This window comes from Micromonospora krabiensis (genome assembly GCF_900091425.1).
GTDB lineage: Bacteria > Actinomycetota > Actinomycetes > Mycobacteriales > Micromonosporaceae > Micromonospora > Micromonospora krabiensis.
On sequence record NZ_LT598496.1, the window covers coordinates 2,860,306 to 2,878,096 of the forward strand.

Below are 17,791 nucleotides of genomic sequence, written 5' to 3' on the forward strand. Positions count from 1 at the left end.
ACCGGCGGGACCGGCGCAGGTGAGGCCAGCCGGCACAGGCCCGGCGCGGACCGACGCGGACCCACGTCAGCGGCGTAGGCCCAGCGCGGTGAGCACCTCGCGGGACGCGAGCCGGGCCGGTTCGAGCACGGCGGTGCGGGTCCAGCGGGCCGCCGGCCGCACCGTGGCCCGCCAGACGGCCCGGACGCCCCGCGCCACCGGCAGCACGGTCACCCGCCAGAGCGCCCGCACGCCGCGCGCCAGCGGCACGACGGTGTGCCGCCACAGCCAGCGCAGTCCCAGGCCGATCGGCCGCAACAGCAGCCGGTAGCCGAGCCGCAGCACCCGGCCCGCCGCCCACCAGGCCCAGCCAACGGCGCCGACAACGCCACGGCAGACCGCGACCACCACGCGGCCGAGACCGCGTGCGGCGCCGACCAGCACCGCCACCAGTCCGCGGACCAGCGCCGCGAGCGCGCGCCCCAGCCACCGGACGGCCGGCGCGAGGACGCCGAGCAGCCAGGCCGACGGTCGTCGCACCAGGTGCTCGGCGAGCCAGCGCAGGGCCCGCCCGAGCAGGACCAGCGGCGGCCACACCAGCGTCCGCGCCATCCAGGCCAGCGGCAACCACACCAGCGTCCGCGCCATCCAGGCCAGCGGCAACCACACCAACGTGCGGGCCACCCAGGCGAGCCCGACCGCCAACCACACCAACGGACGCCACACCAACGTCCGCGCCACCCACACCAACGGCAACCACACCAGCGTGCGGGCCACCCAGGCCAACGTCCGCGCCACCCACACCAGCGGCAACCACACCAACGTGCGGGCCACCCAGGCCAACCCGACCACCAACCACACCAACGGACGCCACACCAACGTCCGCGCCACCCACACCAACGGCAACCACAGCAGTGTCCGGGCGGCCCAGGCGAGCGGGCGCAGCAGCCATCGGCGCAGGAACCGGCCCGTCGGGCCGAGCAGGTGGCGGTCGAGCAGCCGGCCGGTGGCCGCGACCAGCTCCCAGAGCAGGCGTACGGGCAGGACCACGGCCAGCGCGATCCCCCGGGCGACCACCGCGACCAGCGGGACCGGGGGTGCCGCCGTGGTGGCCGCGGGCGGGGTGGGGCGGGCGTCGACCGGCGGGTCGAGCGGGTCGAACCGGGCCGGGCGGACCGTGGGGGTGTCGGTCACGGCCGCCACGGTAGTCGTACGGGGCCAGAGAATCAGCCCGGTCCCAGGTCCACATCGGCCACCAGCGGGTAGTGGTCGGACGCGAACTCCGCCGTACCGCCCCGCACCACCCGGCAGCCAAGTAGCCGCTCGGCCAGCGCCGGGGTGCCGAGCAGGTAGTCCAGTCGCATGCCGCTGAACTCGGCCCCACCGTGGCGGGTGGGCACGGTGAGGCCCTCGTCCGGACCGTTGGCCGCGCGGTGAAGGTCGACCAGCCCGGCATCCAGCAGCACCGCGACGGCACGGGTGTCGACGGTGCGCCCGTCCCGGCGCTGGTGTCGTCGGCGGTACGCCGGGGGCAGCCCGTCGAGACGCGCGCTGTGGTCGGTGCCGGGGTCGAGGGAGTTCAGGTCGCCGCCGAGCAGGGTCAGCGGGCCCGGCGCCCGGCGCACGGCCCGGGCCAGCCAGTCCACCTCGACCCGCCGCCACCCGCCGGAGTACGGGTTGAGGTGGGTGCCGAGCACCGTCAGCGGCCCGGCGTCGGTGGCCAGCACCACCCGCGCCGCGGCGTGGTGGAACGGGCGGCGCAGCGGGCCCGCCCGCAGGGTGCGCAGCGGCGGCCGTACGAGCACCGCGACCGGCTGCCCGAGACAGCTGCGAGCCAGGTGGGGGCGCAGGCCGAGGGGCGCCGAGAAGTCGGCCAGCACCCGCTCGTCGAAGCCGCGCAGCTCCTGGAGGGCCAGCACGTCCGGCTGTTGGGCCGCCACGACCTCGGCGACGGCGGCCCGCCGGTCGGCGCCGCCCCGGTCCCGACCGCCGGTGCGGATGTTCCAGGTCATCACCCGTAGCACGGGGCGGTCATTCCCGGCCGGCGCGGGTCAACTCGTCGTCGAGGGTGTGCACATCCTCCGACTCGATGCTCGGCCGGTTGCCCTCGTACACGTCGGCGTTGGGGCGGACCACCCAGTAGAGCAGCCCGATCCACAGCGCGCTGAGCAGGATCGCGCCCATGAAGTCCGTCGGGTGGTGCATGCCCCGGTACATGCGGGAGACGGCCACGCCGACCGGCATGATCACCGCGAGGGCGACGAAGATCCAGCGCCACCAGCGGTCGGTACGGGGCAGCACGATGATGGCGATCGTCAACCAGACACAGATGGTCGCCGCGATGTGCCCGGACGGGAAGGACGAGGTGGGCATCGGCCCGTCGAGGTTCTCCACCGGCGGCCGGGGCCGGTCGACGGCGCGGGCCGAGGCGAGGAAGAGGGTCAGCTCCCCGAGCATCGCCAGGGCCACGAAGAGCACCGGCCGCCAGCGCCGCCACACCGCCACCACCAACGGGCAGAACACCAGCGAGATCAGCAGGATCGCGTGGGTGTCGCCGAACTTGCTCCACCACCAGCTCAGCTCGGTCAGCGCCGCGGTGTGCCGCTCGGCGAACCAGCGCGGCACCTCGGTGTCGAGGGTGGCGAAGAAGGTGCCCTTGGCGTGGTAGCTCACGTACGTGCCGAAGCCGTAGAGCGCGCCGAAGACGAGGACCCAGCCGACCAGCAGCTCCGCCACCGACGAGCGGGGGTGTTCCAGCACGTGTTCCTCGGCCGGTGCGGGGGCGATGTCGTGCCCCGCCTCGGGCTCCAGCCCCTCGGTCAGCGGCGGCACCGGACGACCCCGCTCGCGCCGCCACAGCCGGAAGGCGTACGCGGTGACGCCGAGCCAGGCCGCGCCGAGCAGCCAACCGCCGAACACGTCGGAGACGTAGTGCACGCCCAGCGCGATCCGGGTCAGCCCGATCATCGCCACCAGCACGGCGACCAGGGCGATTGCGGGCTTGCGCCACCGGGGCGCCAGGGCCGGCAGGAACACCAGCAGCAGGGCCCCGTACGCGACGAACGAGCCGAGCGCGTGCCCGCTGGGGAAGCTGTTGCCCGGCGCGCTGGCCACCGGCACGTCGACCACCGGCCGGAGCCGGCCGACGAGGGTCTTCAGCGACGGGTCGAGGATGAGACCGCCGACGCCCGTGATGATCAGGTAGACGGCCAGCCGGGGCTGGCGGCGGATCAGCAGCCCGACGACGGCGATGGTGACCAGCCAGATGAGGATCGGCCGTCCACCGAGGTCGGTCACCGCCTGCAGCACGGTCACCAGGGGGCCGTGCGGGGCCACCAGGTCGTTGAACCATTCGGCGACCGCGTGGTCGGCGTCCTGCAGCGGGCTCCACCGGAGGCGGACCAGCATCAGCAGCAGTCCGAAGGCCACCCCGGCACCGGTGACGGCCACCAGACCGGCGACGCTCCGCTCGGTGAAATGCCCGAGTGGACGCCGCAGCACCTCTTTGACCGCGGTCACCCCGCACCTCCCTGGTCGTCCCTGGCGAGGCGCTTTACCCGATCCCCGATCCGCCTACACCGGGGTGGTCGGCCCCGGGTCAGAGGGAGGTCATCTCCCCGGTGTCGAGGACCTCCGCGCGGGACGTCTCGGGCTCCCACAGGTCGGGCTGGGCGGGCTCCTGCACGCCGATGCGGACCGCCTCCAGCTGGGCCGCGAACGCCAGCCCGCCGAAGAGGGCCACGCCGGTGAGGTTGGCCCAGAGCAGCAGGGCCATCATGCCGGTCAACGCGCCGTAGGTTTGTCCGAACGCGCCGCTGAGACTGACGTACGCGGCGAGCAGCAGGCTGGTCAGCCACCAGAGCGCGGTGGCGATGCCGGCGCCGAAGAACAGCCAGGACAGGCCGGGTTGCCGGCGCCGGGGCGCGTACCGGAAGATCACCGCCACGGCGAGCACGGTCAGGGCCAGGCTCAGCGGCCACCGGACGACGTCCCACACGTCGTTGGCGAGTTCGCCCCACTCGTAGTGTCGGCGTACCGAGGCACCCATCGGCCCACCGCCGACCAGGATCAGGAACCCGGTCAGCGCGGGCACACCGGCGGTGACGGCGAGCACGGCGGCGCGCAGGTACTTCCGCAGCGCCGGGCGGTCCCGCTCGACCCCGTAGATGCGGTTGGCGCCCCGCTCGATCTGGGCCATGGTGGTGGTGAGCGCGACGAGACCGGTGATCAGACCGAGGGTGAGCGCCAACTCCCCGGCTTCCTCGACCCGCTCGCCCTCGCCGAGCAGCTCGGCCACCACCTGCTCGCTGGCGCCGGGGGTGAGCGCCAGCACGGTGTCGGCGACGACCTGCCCGCCCTCCTGCACGCCCAGTTCGCTGATCAGCCCGGTCAGCGCGATGAGGAACGGCACGACGGCCAGGCAGAGCTGCAGCGCGAACGCCCGGGAGTGACTGAAGCCGTCGCCGTAGCGGAACCGGACGAACGCGTCGCGCAGCAGGTGCCAGCCGCCCTCGCGGCGCAGGGTGTGCCACGCGTCGTCGGCGGAGAGCTCCTCGTCCGCCATCAGGCGCGTCTCCGGCACCAGCCGGGTGCTACTCACGGCGCGCCTCCCGCACCGACCGCTCACCTCGTTCGGCGGCGCTGTCGGCGTCGACGGCGAGGTCGGGTGCCTGCTCGGGCTGCGGCACGCACAGCCAGAGGGCCCGGGGGCGGATCACGGCGCGCAGCCGGCGGCCCGGCTCGATGAGGTCGCCGTCGAGCTCGCGGGGCTGGGTGCGGGAGGCGGTGACGATGACGCGCCGACCGCGCAGGACCTCCATCCGGGGCACCCGGCCCCGGCGGCGGATCACCGCCCAGCCCAGGGCCGCCCAGTGCCGCAGCGTACGCGGGGTGAGCACCGCGACGTCCAGCCAGCCGTCGTCGGGTTCGGCATCGGTGAGCAGCCGTACGCCGCCCTGGAGGCGGCCCACGTTGGCGATCAGCACGGAGCGGGCGCGGCGGCGGACCGGCGGGCGGTCGTCGACGCGGATCGACACCCGCATCGGGCGGTCGCGCAGGTGCCGCGCGGCCCCCATCACGTACGCGGGCCACCCGATCCGCGCCTTCGTCGTCTCGGAGGTGGCGGCGAGCATCTGGGCGTCGAACCCCATGCCGGCCATCACCGTGAAGTGCTGCCCGTCGACCTCCCCGACGTCGAGCAGCCGGCGACCCCGCTCGATCGCCACCTGGAGCCCGGCGGCGAGGTCGGTGGAGAGGCCGAGGTTGGCGGCGAGCAGGTTGCCGGTGCCCTGGGGCAGCACGGCGAGCGCGACGTCGCTGCCGACCAGCGCGCTGACGCAGGACATGACGGTCCCGTCGCCACCGCAGGCGAAGACCAGGTCGACGCCGGCACGGACGGCCTCCTCGGTCTGGCCGCGGCCCGGGTCCTCGACGGTGGTGGAGAACCACAGCGGCTCGGGCCAGCCGACGGCGGTGAGGGTGTCGTCGACCGTACGTCGCAGCTCGTCGAGGTCGGCGACCTTCGTCGGGTTGACCACGACGGCGGAGCGCAGCCCTCCGTCGCCGCCGGCGGGTCGCCTCTCCTGTCCTGCATCCACGGCGACAGTGTGCAGCACACCGGACGGTTCAGCGACCCGCGACGATGGCGGCGTCGGAAGTGCCACAGAAAGGTTTCGGACGCTCGTCCCCGCGTCACGGGGCGGACCGGTGCGCGCCGCGCCGGCCGGGGCCGGGTGCCGGGTCAGGCCGCCGCGCGGAGCGCGACCTCCACCCGGCGACGGACGTCGTCGAGGTCGACGCCGGCCTCGGTGAGCACCACCGCGGCCAGGCCGCCGCCCTCGCGGAGCAGGCCGAGCAGGATGTGCTCGGTGCCGATGTGGCGGTGCCGCAGCCGGATCGCCTCACGCAGCGACAGCTCCAGGACCTTCTTGGAGCGGGGGGAGAACGGGCCGCCCGCGTAGCGGCGGCGTCGGCCCCAGCGGCGGCGTGGCTCGGGCACCGCCTCGCGCAGCGCGTCCGGCCCGAAGGACTCCTCGATGCGGGCCACGATGGCGGCCAGGTCGATGCCGATCTCCCGCAGCGCCGCAGCGTCGGCGTCACCGAGGCCGGCGCCGCCGTCGGCGGTGTGCCGCGCGATCCGGTCCCGCAGGTCGGCGGCGCTGACGCCACTCTCGGTCAGCACCCGGCTGGCCAGGCTCGCCTCGTCGGCGAGGAGCGCCAGCAGCAGGTGCTCGGTGCCGACCGGCCGCCGGCCCTCGGCCCGGGCCTCGTCGCGGGCCCGGCGGACGGTCTCGCGGGCCCGGTCGGTGAACCGTTCGAACATCACGCCTCCCAGGAGGTGGGGACCGCCGGTCTCCCGGCGTGCTTCTTGTGGACCGCCTGCCGGCTGACCTCGAGCGCGTCGGCGATCTCCTGCCAGGACCAGCCCTGTCGACGGGCGTTGTCGACCTGGACGACCTCCAGCCGCTCGAGCAGCCGGCGCAGCGCGCGGACGGCGCGCAGCCCGACCCGGGGGTCGGTGCTGCCGGCTGCCGCCGCGAGTTCCGTCGCCTGACTCATGGTGTCAACATACGTTGACAGAGCCTCTCCGTCAACCCTTGTTGACACAGGTGCGATCCGGCCCGCTGCCGCTGTCACGCGACTACCCTCGGTCGAGGGAGCGTGGTCGTGCCGGGCGCGACGCCCGGGAGGTGATGTCGGATGGCCGCATCCGCCGGCCCACGGGTGCTGGTGGGCCTCGGCTCGGAGCGCGACCTCCCGCTGGTCCGGCTGGCCGCGCAGGAGGCCGTCGCACACGGTCGAGCTCTGCACCTCGTACACGCCTTCGACTGGAACACGGCCTTCCAGGCGGAGTCCGTGGCCTCGTCGCGGGACCACGCCGAGGACCTCATCGCCCGGGCCAACGACCTGGCCCGCGACCTCGAGTCGGAGCTGACCGTCACCGGCGAGATCGCCGAGGGCGGCACCCTGCCCGTCCTGCTGCGCCGCTCCGAACAGGCCTTCCTGCTCGCCGTCGGGGACGGCGGGATGGCCGAGTGCGGCGAGTGCGTACCGGCCGAGGCCCCGCCGGTGCAGCTCGCCGCCCGGGCCAGCTGCCCGGTGCTGGTCGGCCGCCAGGAGCCACCGCCCCAGGGCCCGGTGCTGGTCGGCGTCGACTGCACGCCCAGCTCGTACACCGCACTCGCCTGGGCCTTCGACTGCGCCGCCCGACGGGGCGCCCGGCTGCTCGTCGTCCGCGCGGTCAACCCCGGTGAGCCGATGGAGCAGGCGCGCGACGAGCTCACCGCCGCCGTCGCCCGGTACGCCGACCGGCACCCCGACGTCTCCGCCGAGTGCCACGCCATCCGCGGCGACCCCAGCGACATCCTGGTCGAGCAGTCCCGATCGGCGCAGGTGGCGATGGTCGCCGCCCGCGGTGACGAACCGTCGCGGGGCATGCTCGGCGAGGTGGCGCAGTCCCTGCTCTACCACGCGCCGACCCCGGTGATCGTCGTCCGCGGGGTGGTCGGGACCGCCGGCAACGGGCCGCAACGCCCACCGGGGCAGGACCAACGGCCCTGAACCCGACCCGATCCGGTCGGCCAGGCTGGACCGGCCGGAACGAGATCGCGCATCCGGATGCAGCATTCCCCCGACCGCGAGAGGCTCAGTCACCATGGACACCGCTCTCGACCTGCACGGCCCCCTGACCGAAGACGAGCTGCGTCGGCTGGACGCCTACTGGCGGGCGGCGAACTACCTCACCGTCGGGCAGATCTACCTGCTCGACAACCCGCTGCTGCGCCGGCCGCTGACCACCGAGGACGTCAAACCCCGACTGCTCGGCCACTGGGGCACGAGCCCGGGCCTGAACCTGCTCTACGCCCACCTCAACCGGGTCATCAGGGCGCGCGACCTCGACGCCATGTTCATCACCGGCCCCGGCCACGGCGGCCCGGCCATCGTGGCCAACAGCTGGCTGGAGGGCACCTGGAGCGAGCGGTACCACGGGATCGACCGCGACGAGGCCGGCATGTCCCGGCTGTTCCGCCAGTTCTCCTTCCCCGGCGGCATCCCCAGCCACGTCGCGGCGGAGGTGCCGGGCTCGATCCACGAGGGGGGCGAGCTGGGGTACGCGCTCAGCCACGCGTACGGCGCCGCCTTCGACCACCCCGATCTGCTGGTGGCCTGCGTGATCGGCGACGGCGAGGCGGAGACCGGCCCGCTGGCCGGCAGCTGGCTGTCCAACGTCTTCCTCAACCCGGCCCGAGACGGCGCGGTCCTGCCCATCCTGCACCTGAACGGCTACAAGATCGCCAGCCCGACGGTGCTGTCCCGCATCCCCGAACAGGACCTGCTCGACCTGATGCAGGGCTACGGCTACCAGCCGTACGTGGTCGCCGGCGACGACCCGGCCCGGGTGCACCAACTGCTCGCCGCCACCCTGGACCGGGCATTGGACGAGATCGCGGCCATCCAGCGGCGGGCCCGTTCCGGCGGCCCCGTGGAACGCCCACGCTGGCCGATGATCATCATGCGGACGCCGAAGGGCTGGACGGGGCCGCGCGAGGTCGACGGCACCCCCGTCGAGGGCACCTTCCGTGCCCACCAGGTCCCCCTGTCCGAGGTACGCAGCAACCCGGCGCACCTGGCCGCGCTGGAGGACTGGCTGCGCAGCTACCGACCGGAGGAGCTGTTCGACGCCACCGGCGGACCGGTCGCCCACCTGCTCGACCAGCAACCCACCGGCGACCGCCGGATGAGCGCCAACCCGGTGACCAACGGCGGGGTGGTGTTGCGCGACCTGACGCTGCCCGACTTCCGGGACTACGCCGTCGACGTGCCCCGGCCCGGTGAGCCGGTGGCCGGCGCCACCGGGGTGCTCGGCAACTGGATCCGGGACGTCATCGCCGCCAATCCGGAGACCTTCCGGCTGTTCGGCCCGGACGAAGTGGCCTCCAACCGGCTCGGCGCCGCCTTCGAGGTCACCGACCGCACCTGGGTGGCGCAGCGGGTCCCCGGCGACGACCACCTCTCCCCCGACGGCCGGGTGATGGAGGTGCTCTCCGAGCACCTGTGCCAGGGCTGGCTGGAGGGTTACCTGCTGACCGGGCGGCACGGCGTCTTCACCAGCTACGAGGCGTTCATCCACATCGTCGACTCGATGGTCAACCAGCACGCCAAGTGGCTGAAGGTCACCCGGGCCATCCCGTGGCGGCAGCCGCTCCCCTCGCTGAACTACCTGCTGTCCAGCCACGTCTGGCGTCAGGACCACAACGGCTTCTCCCACCAGGACCCCGGCTTCATCGACCACGTGGTGAACAAGAAGGCCGAAGTGGTCCGCGTCTACCTGCCGGCGGACGCCAACACCCTGCTGTCCACCATGGACCACTGCCTGCGCAGCCGGCACTACATCAACGTGGTCGTCGCCGGCAAGCAGCCCGCCCCGAACTGGCTCTCCATGGCCGAGGCGATCCAGCACACCCGGCGCGGCCTGGGCATCTGGGAGTGGGCCAGCACCGACGCGGGCGCCGAACCCGACGTGGTGCTCGCCTGCTCCGGCGACGTACCGACGCTGGAGGCGCTGGCCGCCGCCGACCTGCTCCGTACCCACCTGCCCGACCTGAAGGTGCGGCTGGTCAACGTCGTCGACCTGATGCGGCTCCAGCCGCCCACCGAGCACCCGCACGGGCTGCCCGACAAGGAGTTCGACACCATCTTCACCGCCGACCGGCCGGTCATCTTCGCCTACCACGGCTACCCGTGGCTGATCCACCGCCTCACCTACCGCCGCACCAACCACGACAACCTGCACGTCCGCGGCTACAAGGAGGAGGGCACCACCACCACGCCGTTCGACATGGTGATGCTCAACGACCTCGACCGCTTCCACCTGGTCATCGACGTCATCGACCGGGTGCCGGGGCTGGCCGCCCGCGCGGCGCACCTGCGCCAGCAGATGGTCGACCTGCGGCAGGAGTGCCGGGACTACACCCGCGAGCACGGCGAGGACGACCCCCGGGTGTCGGAGTGGCGGTGGATCCGCGAGACCGACCCGAGCCTGCGGAGCGGGCAGTGAGCGGCGGCCCGATCCTGGTCGGCTACGACGGCTCCCCGGACGCCGGGCACGCCCTGGCCTGGGCGCTGGACGAGGCGGGTCGCAGCGGCCGGCCGGTCCGGCTGGCGTACGTCTTCGAATGGGTCACCGTGGTCGGCTGGCTCGGACCGGGGGTGGCACCCGGCGTCTGGCCCGACGAGACCGCCCGGCGCGAGGTCGAGCAGCTCGTCCACCGGGCCGCCGCCGACGCCGCCGCCGCGCACCCCGACCTCGACGTCGCCGGTGAGGTGTTCGACGGGCCCCCCGCGCTGGTCCTGCAGGAACGTTCCGCGCAGGCCGACCTTCTGGTGCTCGGCGGTCGCGGTCACGGCGGGTTCGGCGGGCTGCTCGTCGGCTCCACCGCGGTGGCCGTCACCGCGCACGCCCGCTGCCCGGTGGTCGTGGTCCGCAGCCCGCCCGAGACCGCACCGGCCGCGCCCGCCGACGGGCCGGTGGTGGTCGGGTTCGACGGCTCCGACCCGTCACTCGTCGCGCTCGGCTTCGCGGTCGAGCGGGCGGAGCAGCGCGAGGTGCCGCTGCGGGTCGTCCGCGCGTGGTCGCCGTCGGGCCCGCCGTGGCGGGGCGGTGGCGCACCGGCCGACCAGGAGGACGCCCTGGCGGCGGAGCGGGCGGCGGTGGAGGCGGCCCTCGCGCCGGTGCGGAAGACCTACCCCGGTCTGGCCGTCACCGTCGACGTGGCCGCCGGGAGCCCCGCGTCGCTGCTGGTCGAGGCGAGTCGCTCCGCCCAACTGGTGGCGGTGGGCAGCCGGGGGCGTGGAGGGCTGCGGGGCATGCTGCTCGGCTCGGTGAGTCAGCAGCTCATCCAGCACGCCATCGCCCCGGTCGCGGTGGTCCGGGAACGGTGAGATGGGGCCCAACGGCCCGGCGCGGCGGGACCCGCGTACCGTGCGCCGGCCGACGGGATGGCGGACGATGAAGCGGCAACCCGGCCCGCGCGGCCCGCGGGACGAGGCACGATGGGCGCATAACGAAAGGTCGTGACGATGAGCCAGGAGAGCCCGGCGACGGACCGCCCGCTGACCACCGCGCTCGCGGAGGCCGCCGCGACCGCCGGCCACGCTCCCTCGGTGCACAACACCCAGCCCTGGCAGTGGCGGGTCCTGCCCGAGGCGTTGGAGCTGCGGATGGTCCGCGCCCGGCAGTTGTCGGCCGCCGATCCCGAGGCCCGGCTGCTCGTGCTCAGCTGCGGCACGGCCCTGCACCACGCCCGGGTGGCGCTCGCCGCCGAGGGGTGGACGCCCGTGGTCGAGCGGCTGCCCGACCCGGGCGAGCCGGAGCTGCTGGCCCGGCTGACCGGCCTGCGCCACACCGGGTCGGACGCCGAGGCGATGCGGTTGGTGCAGTGCATGCGGGTCCGGCAGACGGACCGTCGGCCGGTCAGCGACGAGCCGGTGCCGGCCGGCGCCGTCGAGGAGATCGCCGGTGTGGTCTCCGCCGAGGGGAGCCGGCTGGAGATCCTCGACGCCGACCAGGTCCTGGAGCTGGCCGCCGCGGCCTCCCGCGCCGGGGTGGTCGAGGCGGAGGACCCGGAGACGCGCGAGGAGCTGGACTACTGGACCAACCGGGCCGGCACCGGCACCGGCCTGCCACCGGAGGTGCTTGCCGAGCAGGCGCCGCAGACGACCGTGCCGGGGCGCGACTTCGGCCGCGCCGGCACCCTGCCGGTCGGCCCCGGGCACGACCGGGCCGCGGTGTACGCGGTGCTGCACAGCGACGAGGACGAGCCGGAGAACTGGCTGCGCGCCGGGGAGGCGCTCTCCGCCGCGTGGCTGACCGCGACCCGGCTCGGCGTCTCCATGGTGCCGCTCAGCGGCGTCGTGGAGGTGGAGGCGACCCGGCAGACGCTGCGCCAGCTGCTGGCCGGGCTCGGTTTCCCGTACCTGGCGCTGCGGCTGGGGATCGTCGACCCGACGCACGCCGGCCCGCCGCACACCCCCCGGCTGACGACCGAGCAGGTGGTGGACACCTCCGCGGTACGCGGACAGCACGACTGACCGATCGAGCGGCGCGGCCGGCGACGCTAGCATCGCCATCGTGGCCAGCAGAACTCCGCACCCCCGGCCGGAGGCCCGTGCGACGCCGTCGCTCGGTCTGACGCCGCTGTCGCGTGTCCGCCTCGACGAGTTGCTCCACGAGATGCTGGACCGGGTCGGCGAGGTGGTGACCAGCCGGGAACGACTCCGCGCCCTGCTCGACGCCGTGGTGGGCATCGGCACCGACCTCGACCTGCGCAGCACCCTGCAACGCATCGTGCAGGCGGCCTGCGAGCTGGCCGGCGCCCGCTACGGCGCGCTCGGCGTGGTCGGGCCGGACCGCCTGCTGCACGACTTCATCGTCCACGGCATCACCCCCGAGCTGCACGCGAAGATCGGCGACCTGCCGCACGGGCGCGGAGTCCTCGGCCTGCTGATCGACGAACCGCGTCCGCTGCGGATGCCGGACATCACCCAGCACCCCGACTCCTTCGGCTTCCCACCGAACCACCCGCCGATGCACAGCTTCCTCGGCGTGCCGGTACGCATCCGCGACCACGTCTTCGGCAACCTCTACCTGGCCGAGAAGCAGGGCCTCGCGGAGTTCACCGAGGACGACGAGGAGATCGTCGTGGCGCTCGCCGCGGCGGCCGGCGTGGCCATCGAGAACGCGCGGCTCTACGCCCTCGCGCACCGGCGGGAACGCTGGCTGGCCGCCACCGCCGAGATCACCTCGCTGCTGCTCGGCGAGGTGCGCCGCACCGACGCGCTGACGCTGGTGGCCCGCCGGGCGCGCGAGGTCGCCGAGGCGGAGATGGCCCTCGTCCTCCTGCACGACCCGGAGGCCGACGTGTTCACCGTCGAGGTGGTCGACGGTGGCGACGAGTCGGCCGGGACGCTGGTCGGCACCGTCCTGCCCGCCGCCGAGACCAGCTTCGGCCGCGCCGCCGCCGAGGGTCGCCACGACCAGGTGGACGACCTCGCCCACGCGGCGCCCTGGCCGGCCCTGCTGCACACCGGCCCGGCGGTGATCGCCCCGCTCGCCACCGCCGACACCCTCCACGGCGTCCTGGTGATCGCCCACCCGCAGGAGCGCGGCGGCGCCACCGACGACGACGTGACCCTGCTGGGCAGCTTCGCCGGTCAGGCCGCCCTGGCCATGGAGCGGGCCCGGGGCCAGGAGGAACGGGAGCTGCTGGTGGTTCTGGAGGACCGCGAGCGGATCGCCCGCGACCTGCACGACGTGGTGATCCAGCGGCTCTTCGCCACCGGCCTGCACCTGCAGAGCACGGCACCGATGAGCACCCGACCCGAGCTGACCAAGCGGATCAACGCGGCCGTCGACGACCTGGACGCCACCATCAAGGACATCCGGCGCACCATCTTCGAGCTGCGCACCCCGATGAGCGCGGCGCTGCGCACCGAGATTCGCGAGGCGATCGAGGTGGCCGCCGAGTCGTTGGGCTACCGCCCGAGCCTCGACCTGGTCGGGCCGATCGACAGCGCCGTCCCGGACGCGCTGCGGCCCGACCTCACCGCCGTCCTGCGGGAGGCCCTGTCCAACGCCGTACGCCACGCGCAGGCCCACCGGGTCGCCGTCGCCGTGCGTGTCGAGGGCGGGCAGGTGTCGGTGACGGTCACCGACGACGGGGTGGGCTGCGACCCGGCCGCCGCCCGTGGGGGCCTGGTCAACCTGCGTGAACGCGCCGAGCGCCACGGCGGGGTCTTCGAGGTACGCCCAGCCAACCCCCAAGGCACCGAACTCCGCTGGTCCGCCCCCCTAACCCCCTAACCCCCTAACCCCCTCTCCCTCCCTCCCGGCGCCCGCCCCGCCCCCGCCCCCGCTCCCGCTCCCGCTTCCGCTTCCGCGATCTTGCAGTTTCGGCCCCGGCATAAGGGGCGAATCGGGTAGCGCGCGGGCACAAAGCGCAAGATCGGCGGGGCGGCGGGGGCGAGGGCGGCGGGCCCGGGGCGGCGGGCGCGGGTCAGGGGGTGGGGGGTCAGTGGCGTTGGCCTAGGAGGCGGGTGGCCAGGACGGCGGCCTGGGTGCGGCGCTCCAGGCCGAGCTTGGCCAGCACGCTGGAGACGTAGTTCTTCACCGTCTTCTCGGCCAGGAACATCTTGCCGGCGATCTCCCGGTTGGTGAGTCCCTCGGCCACGTACTCCAGGATGCGCCGCTCCTGGTCGGTCAACGCCTTCAGCTCCGACGGTTGCTCCACGCCGCTGCGGATGCGGTCCAGCACCCGGGTGGTGATCGCCGGGTCGAGCAGCGACTGCCCGGCCGCCACCCGGCGCACGGCGTCGACCAGGTCGGTGCCACGAATCTGCTTCAGCACGTAGCCGGCGGCACCGGCCATGATCGCCGCGAACAGCGCCTCGTCGTCCTCGTACGACGTGAGGATCAGGCCCTTGATGCCGGAGTCCACGGCCCGGACGTCCCGGCACACGTCGATGCCGTTGCCGTCGGGCAGCCGCGCGTCGAGGATCGCCACGTCGGGTCGCAGCGCGGGGATCCGGCGGATCGCCTCCGCCGCGGAGCCGGACTCGCCGACCACTTCGATGTCGCCGCTGCTGGTCAGCAGGTCGGCAAGGCCACGACGGACGACCTCGTGGTCGTCGAGCAGGAACACCCGGATCATCCCTCGTTTCTACCCGCCGACGTCCCCGGCCGCACGGGCCGAAGGTCCCGACCCGGTGACCTCCGGCGGGGCTTCCGGTCCCGGCGGGTCGGGACGTCCGGCCCTGCCCGCCGCCACCCGTCCGGAGGCACGGTTGACCTGCACACCCGGGGCAGCGCACCACCCGGGTCGACCAGCTCGACGAGTTGGGGAAGGAGCTCCGCCATGGAGACCGGCTACACGGCCGCGCAGCTGCGGGCCGCCGCCACGGACGCCGTCCGCGCGCCCTCCCTGCACAACACCCAGCCGTGGCGGTTCCGGCTGCGCGACGGCGGGATCGAGGTGCTGGCCGATCCGGCCCGCCGGCTGCCGGCGACGGACCCGACCGGTTGGGGCGTACGCGTCGCGTGCGGGGCGGCGCTGTTCAACCTGCGTCTCGCCCTCGCGGTGGCCGGCACGCCCGCCACGGTGCGGCTGCGCCCCCACCCGGCCGAGCCGGACGTGCTGGCCCTGCTGCGTCCCGCCGCCCCGCGCCGTCCCACCCCCGCCGAGCAGGCCCTGTACGCCGCGATCCCCCGCCGGTTCAGCAACCGCGCGCCGTTCTGGCCGGACCCGGTGCCCGCCGACGCACGATGGCGGCTCGGTGAGGCGGCCCGGGCCGAGCAGTGCTGGCTGGAGCTGCTGATCGGGGTGAGCGCGGTGGCCGCGTTCGCCGAGATCGCCCGTGGCGCTCACCGCGTCCTCGAACGGGACCCGACCTACCGGGCCGAGCGCGACGAGTGGGTACGCACCGAGCCCTCCCCCGACGGGATACCCGCCGCGGCCGGCGGACCGCAGGGTGAGCCGCAGGACCTGCTGCCCACCCGGGGTTTCGGTGGCCTGGACCGGGCGCCGGGACGCGATTTCGAACCGGAGCCCCTGGTGGCGGTGCTCGGCTCGCCCGGCAACACCGCCGTCGACCAGGTCGTCGCCGGGCAGGCGTTGCAGCGGGTGCTGCTCGCCGCCACCGACTCCGGGCTGGCGGTGTCGATGCTGTCCCAGCCGATCGAGGTGCCGTCGGCGCGCGAGCAGCTGCGGCAGTCGCTGGGCCGGTTCGGTACGCCGCAGATGGTGATGCGCGTCGGCTACGGTCAGCCGGGTCGCCCGACCCCCCGCCGCCCGGTCGACGAGGTGCTCGATCTGCCGGTAGCGCACCCCTGAGCGACCGCGCCCTCCGGCCCGCGGCCCGGTCGGGTCAGGCCGCGGCCGCGGCGAGCAGGGCCGCCTCGCGCGCCGGGTCCAGGCCGACCGGGGCCCGCGCCGGGCGCCCGGCACGCGCCGGAACCGTGCCCACCTCCCGCAGCCACCGCCAGGTGTCGGCGACCGTCTCGGCCACCGGACGGCAGGTCAGCCCCGCCGCGTACACGCGGGTGACGTCGCGCTCCTGCAACCAGCGGTACGGGTGGCCGAGCGGCACCCAGATCGGCAGGTCGTTCCAGGGCACCACCCCGGCGGCCAGAATGGGCTCGGGCGGGGTCCAGCGCAGCCGGGCGCCCGCACCGGTCACCGTCACGCACGCGTCGAGCAGCTCACCCATGGTGGTGTGCCCGGGCCGGCTCACCACGTTGAACGCCCCGCCGAGCCCCGCCGCTGCCGCGTCCAACAGCCAGGATGCCAGGTCCCGCACGTCGACGTACTGCACGGGCAGGTCGACCGGGCCGGGCGCCAGCACGTCGCCGCCGCGCGCGATCCGCGTCAACCACCACGGCAGGCGGCCGATGTCCTCACCGGGGCCGAGGATCAACCCGGCCCGGGCGAGCAGCGCCCGCTCACCGAACACCGCCCGCACCGCCCGCTCGGCGCCGGCCTTGTTCCGCGGGTAGTCGCCGTCGTCGTCGTCCGCGGCGGCGTCGACCACCTCGGCGTCCTCGTCGGAGCCCGGCTCGACCGGCTCGGCGTAGACGGACCCGCTGGACACGTACACGTAGCGACCGACGGATGTGACCAGCCGGCGGGCGGCGTCGAACGCCGCCCGCGGCGCGCCGTCCCAGGTGTCCACCACCACGTCCCACTCGCCGCCGGCCAACGCGGCCAGGCCGCCGGGCGCCGTGCGGTCCCCCCGCAGCCGCTGGACGCCGTCCGGCGTGCCGCCGTGCAGGCCGCGGTTGAACACCGTCACCGACCAGCCCCGGCGCACTCCCTCGGCGACCGTCGCCCCACCCACGAATCCCGTGCCACCCAACACCAGCAGTCTCATGGGCCTACTGTGCCGCGAGCGGACGCCGACCGGGGTCGATGTTCACGGTGAGCGGATCTGCCGACAGCAGACGACGGCGGCCGCCGTCGGCGGAGGTCGTCGCGGGTGGAGGGCGAGCAGCCGTCGCTCCGGATCGGACGGCGGTCGAGCGGCACGCGAAAACGCCCCGGTCCGCGTTCTCCGCGGGCAGGGGCGCTCCGAACTGGTGGGCGATACTGGGTTTGAACCAGTGACCTCTTCCGTGTCAAGGAAGCGCGCTCCCACTGCGCCAATCGCCCGTGGTGACCACCGCCCGGGCCCGGGAGCCGGGCACGTCATCGGGGCGGTTCGCGAGCGGACGACGGGATTCGAACCCGCGACCCTCACCTTGGCAAGGTGATGCGCTACCAGCTGCGCTACGTCCGCGTGCCGTCGGCGCTCGCCGGCGACAGGTGAACTCTACCCGATGCCAAGATCGCCCCGACGGGGACCCCGCGGCCCAGGGTTGCGCCGCTCGTCGTCGGGGTACAGAGGCCTTCGACAGCGCACCACATCCCCCAGGACAAGGAGGCTGTCGTGGGTATCGGAACCAGCATCTTCCTGATCGCGGTCGGCGCGATCCTCACCTTCGCGCTCGACGCGAGCCTCGGCGGCATCAACCTCGACGTCGTGGGCTGGATCCTGATGGCGGCCGGCGTGCTCGGCCTCATCATGACCACCCTGATCTGGGGCCGCCGACGCCAGGTGGTCACCACCAGCGAGCCCGCCGTCCACACGCGGGTGGAGGAGCCGGTGGAGTACCGCCGGGTCGAGGAGCGCCGGGACGTCGCCCCGCCGCTGTGACCGCTCGACGGTCATCGTCCCCGTGCCGGGGACGGACGCACGATCGGACCGCCCGTCGGGCCGGCGC

The 17,791-nt window shown here is 74.5% G+C and carries 15 protein-coding genes, 2 tRNA genes and 2 pseudogenes; 7 read left to right on the plus strand and 12 right to left on the minus strand.

Annotated features, from left to right (window positions below; all coding sequences use genetic code 11):
* Positions 1-66: 66 nt before the first annotated feature.
* The 8 genes and pseudogenes from GA0070620_RS12715 to GA0070620_RS12745 form a co-directional block, all read right to left on the minus strand.
* Positions 67-1,173 (minus strand): hypothetical protein, encoded by a 1,107-nt coding sequence (locus GA0070620_RS12715; RefSeq protein ID WP_157741606.1) that lies wholly within the window; start codon positions 1,171-1,173, stop codon positions 67-69.
* A 32-nt stretch (positions 1,174-1,205) separates the two neighbouring features.
* Positions 1,206-2,003, minus strand: a complete 798-nt coding sequence (locus tag GA0070620_RS12720) for an endonuclease/exonuclease/phosphatase family protein (protein WP_091590414.1) — start codon at positions 2,001-2,003, stop codon at positions 1,206-1,208.
* Between the two features lie 7 nt (positions 2,004-2,010).
* Positions 2,011-3,498, minus strand: a complete 1,488-nt coding sequence (locus GA0070620_RS12725) for a phosphatase PAP2 family protein (protein WP_091590416.1) — start codon at positions 3,496-3,498, stop codon at positions 2,011-2,013.
* Between the two features lie 79 nt (positions 3,499-3,577).
* Positions 3,578-4,579 carry a YihY/virulence factor BrkB family protein gene (locus tag GA0070620_RS12730; protein ID WP_091590419.1) on the minus strand — a complete coding sequence of 334 codons (1,002 nt, stop codon included), beginning with the start codon at positions 4,577-4,579 and terminating at the stop codon, positions 3,578-3,580.
* Positions 4,572-5,576, minus strand: a complete 1,005-nt coding sequence (locus GA0070620_RS12735; RefSeq protein ID WP_091598649.1) for a diacylglycerol/lipid kinase family protein — start codon at positions 5,574-5,576, stop codon at positions 4,572-4,574. Before GA0070620_RS12735 ends, GA0070620_RS12730 begins: the two co-directional genes overlap by 8 nt.
* 170 nt (positions 5,577-5,746) lie before the next feature.
* Positions 5,747-5,926 (minus strand): annotated as a pseudogene (locus GA0070620_RS34365) (Clp protease N-terminal domain-containing protein); the annotation flags it as partial.
* 192 nt (positions 5,927-6,118) lie between these two features.
* A pseudogene (locus GA0070620_RS34370) lies at positions 6,119-6,301 on the minus strand (Clp protease N-terminal domain-containing protein); the annotation flags it as partial.
* Positions 6,301-6,537, minus strand: a complete 237-nt coding sequence (locus GA0070620_RS12745) for an HTH domain-containing protein (protein WP_091590425.1) — start codon at positions 6,535-6,537, stop codon at positions 6,301-6,303. The gene GA0070620_RS12745 and the pseudogene GA0070620_RS34370, both read right to left, overlap by 1 nt.
* Positions 6,538-6,678: 141 nt before the next feature.
* Between GA0070620_RS12745 and GA0070620_RS12750 the strand changes: the two genes are divergently transcribed.
* The 5 genes from GA0070620_RS12750 (at position 6,679) to GA0070620_RS12770 (ending at position 13,840) form a co-directional block, all read left to right on the plus strand.
* Entirely contained in the window at positions 6,679-7,539 is an 861-nt protein-coding gene (locus GA0070620_RS12750) for a universal stress protein (protein ID WP_091590428.1), read from the plus strand.
* 94 nt (positions 7,540-7,633) lie between these two features.
* A complete protein-coding gene (locus tag GA0070620_RS12755; RefSeq protein WP_091590431.1) occupies positions 7,634-10,036 on the plus strand; it encodes a phosphoketolase family protein in 2,403 nt (800 codons plus the stop codon).
* On the plus strand, positions 10,033-10,920 hold the full coding sequence (locus tag GA0070620_RS12760; protein WP_091590434.1) for a universal stress protein: 888 nt from the start codon (positions 10,033-10,035) through the stop codon (positions 10,918-10,920). The genes GA0070620_RS12755 and GA0070620_RS12760 overlap by 4 nt, the downstream gene beginning before the upstream one ends.
* A 138-nt stretch (positions 10,921-11,058) precedes the next feature.
* Positions 11,059-12,069: an Acg family FMN-binding oxidoreductase gene (locus GA0070620_RS12765; RefSeq protein ID WP_091598651.1), complete on the plus strand. Its 1,011-nt coding sequence runs from the start codon at positions 11,059-11,061 to the stop codon at positions 12,067-12,069.
* Positions 12,070-12,166: 97 nt separating this feature from the next.
* Complete coding sequence (locus GA0070620_RS12770; protein WP_091598653.1) at positions 12,167-13,840, plus strand: sensor histidine kinase; 1,674 nt, start codon at positions 12,167-12,169, stop codon at positions 13,838-13,840.
* A gap of 208 nt (positions 13,841-14,048) precedes the next feature.
* Here GA0070620_RS12770 and GA0070620_RS12775 read toward each other — a convergent pair whose 3' ends face one another.
* Positions 14,049-14,687 (minus strand): response regulator, encoded by a 639-nt coding sequence (locus tag GA0070620_RS12775; RefSeq protein WP_091590437.1) that lies wholly within the window; start codon positions 14,685-14,687, stop codon positions 14,049-14,051.
* Between the two features lie 204 nt (positions 14,688-14,891).
* On the opposite strand from GA0070620_RS12775, the gene GA0070620_RS12780 reads away from it, so the two are divergent.
* Complete coding sequence (locus GA0070620_RS12780) at positions 14,892-15,866, plus strand: Acg family FMN-binding oxidoreductase (RefSeq protein ID WP_091590439.1); 975 nt, start codon at positions 14,892-14,894, stop codon at positions 15,864-15,866.
* 34 nt (positions 15,867-15,900) lie between these two features.
* On the opposite strand, the gene GA0070620_RS12785 is transcribed toward GA0070620_RS12780, so the two are convergent.
* The 3 genes from GA0070620_RS12785 to GA0070620_RS12795 all read right to left on the minus strand — a co-directional run bounded on the left by GA0070620_RS12785 (position 15,901) and on the right by GA0070620_RS12795 (position 17,307).
* Complete coding sequence (locus GA0070620_RS12785) at positions 15,901-16,902, minus strand: NAD-dependent epimerase/dehydratase family protein (RefSeq protein WP_091590442.1); 1,002 nt, start codon at positions 16,900-16,902, stop codon at positions 15,901-15,903.
* 203 nt (positions 16,903-17,105) lie between these two features.
* A tRNA-Val gene (locus tag GA0070620_RS12790) sits at positions 17,106-17,180 on the minus strand.
* 54 nt (positions 17,181-17,234) lie between these two features.
* A tRNA-Gly gene (locus GA0070620_RS12795) sits at positions 17,235-17,307 on the minus strand.
* 150 nt (positions 17,308-17,457) lie between these two features.
* On the opposite strand from GA0070620_RS12795, the gene GA0070620_RS12800 reads away from it, so the two are divergent.
* Positions 17,458-17,724, plus strand: a complete 267-nt coding sequence (locus GA0070620_RS12800) for a DUF6458 family protein (protein ID WP_091590445.1) — start codon at positions 17,458-17,460, stop codon at positions 17,722-17,724.
* Positions 17,725-17,791: the final 67 nt, after the last annotated feature.

What these genes read in the sequence shown, in the direction of transcription:
- GA0070620_RS12780 (WP_091590439.1), top strand. Translation starts at nt 14,892, where the DNA reads ATGGAGACCGGCTACACGGCCGCGCAGCTGCGGGCCGCCGCCACGGAC.
- GA0070620_RS12765 (WP_091598651.1), top strand. Translation starts at nt 11,059, where the DNA reads ATGAGCCAGGAGAGCCCGGCGACGGACCGCCCGCTGACCACCGCGCTC.
- GA0070620_RS12750 (WP_091590428.1), top strand. Translation starts at nt 6,679, where the DNA reads ATGGCCGCATCCGCCGGCCCACGGGTGCTGGTGGGCCTCGGCTCGGAG.
- GA0070620_RS12745 (WP_091590425.1), bottom strand. Translation starts at nt 6,537, where the DNA reads ATGAGTCAGGCGACGGAACTCGCGGCGGCAGCCGGCAGCACCGACCCC.
- GA0070620_RS12775 (WP_091590437.1), bottom strand. Translation starts at nt 14,687, where the DNA reads ATGATCCGGGTGTTCCTGCTCGACGACCACGAGGTCGTCCGTCGTGGC.
- GA0070620_RS12785 (WP_091590442.1), bottom strand. Translation starts at nt 16,902, where the DNA reads ATGAGACTGCTGGTGTTGGGTGGCACGGGATTCGTGGGTGGGGCGACG.
- GA0070620_RS12755 (WP_091590431.1), top strand. Translation starts at nt 7,634, where the DNA reads ATGGACACCGCTCTCGACCTGCACGGCCCCCTGACCGAAGACGAGCTG.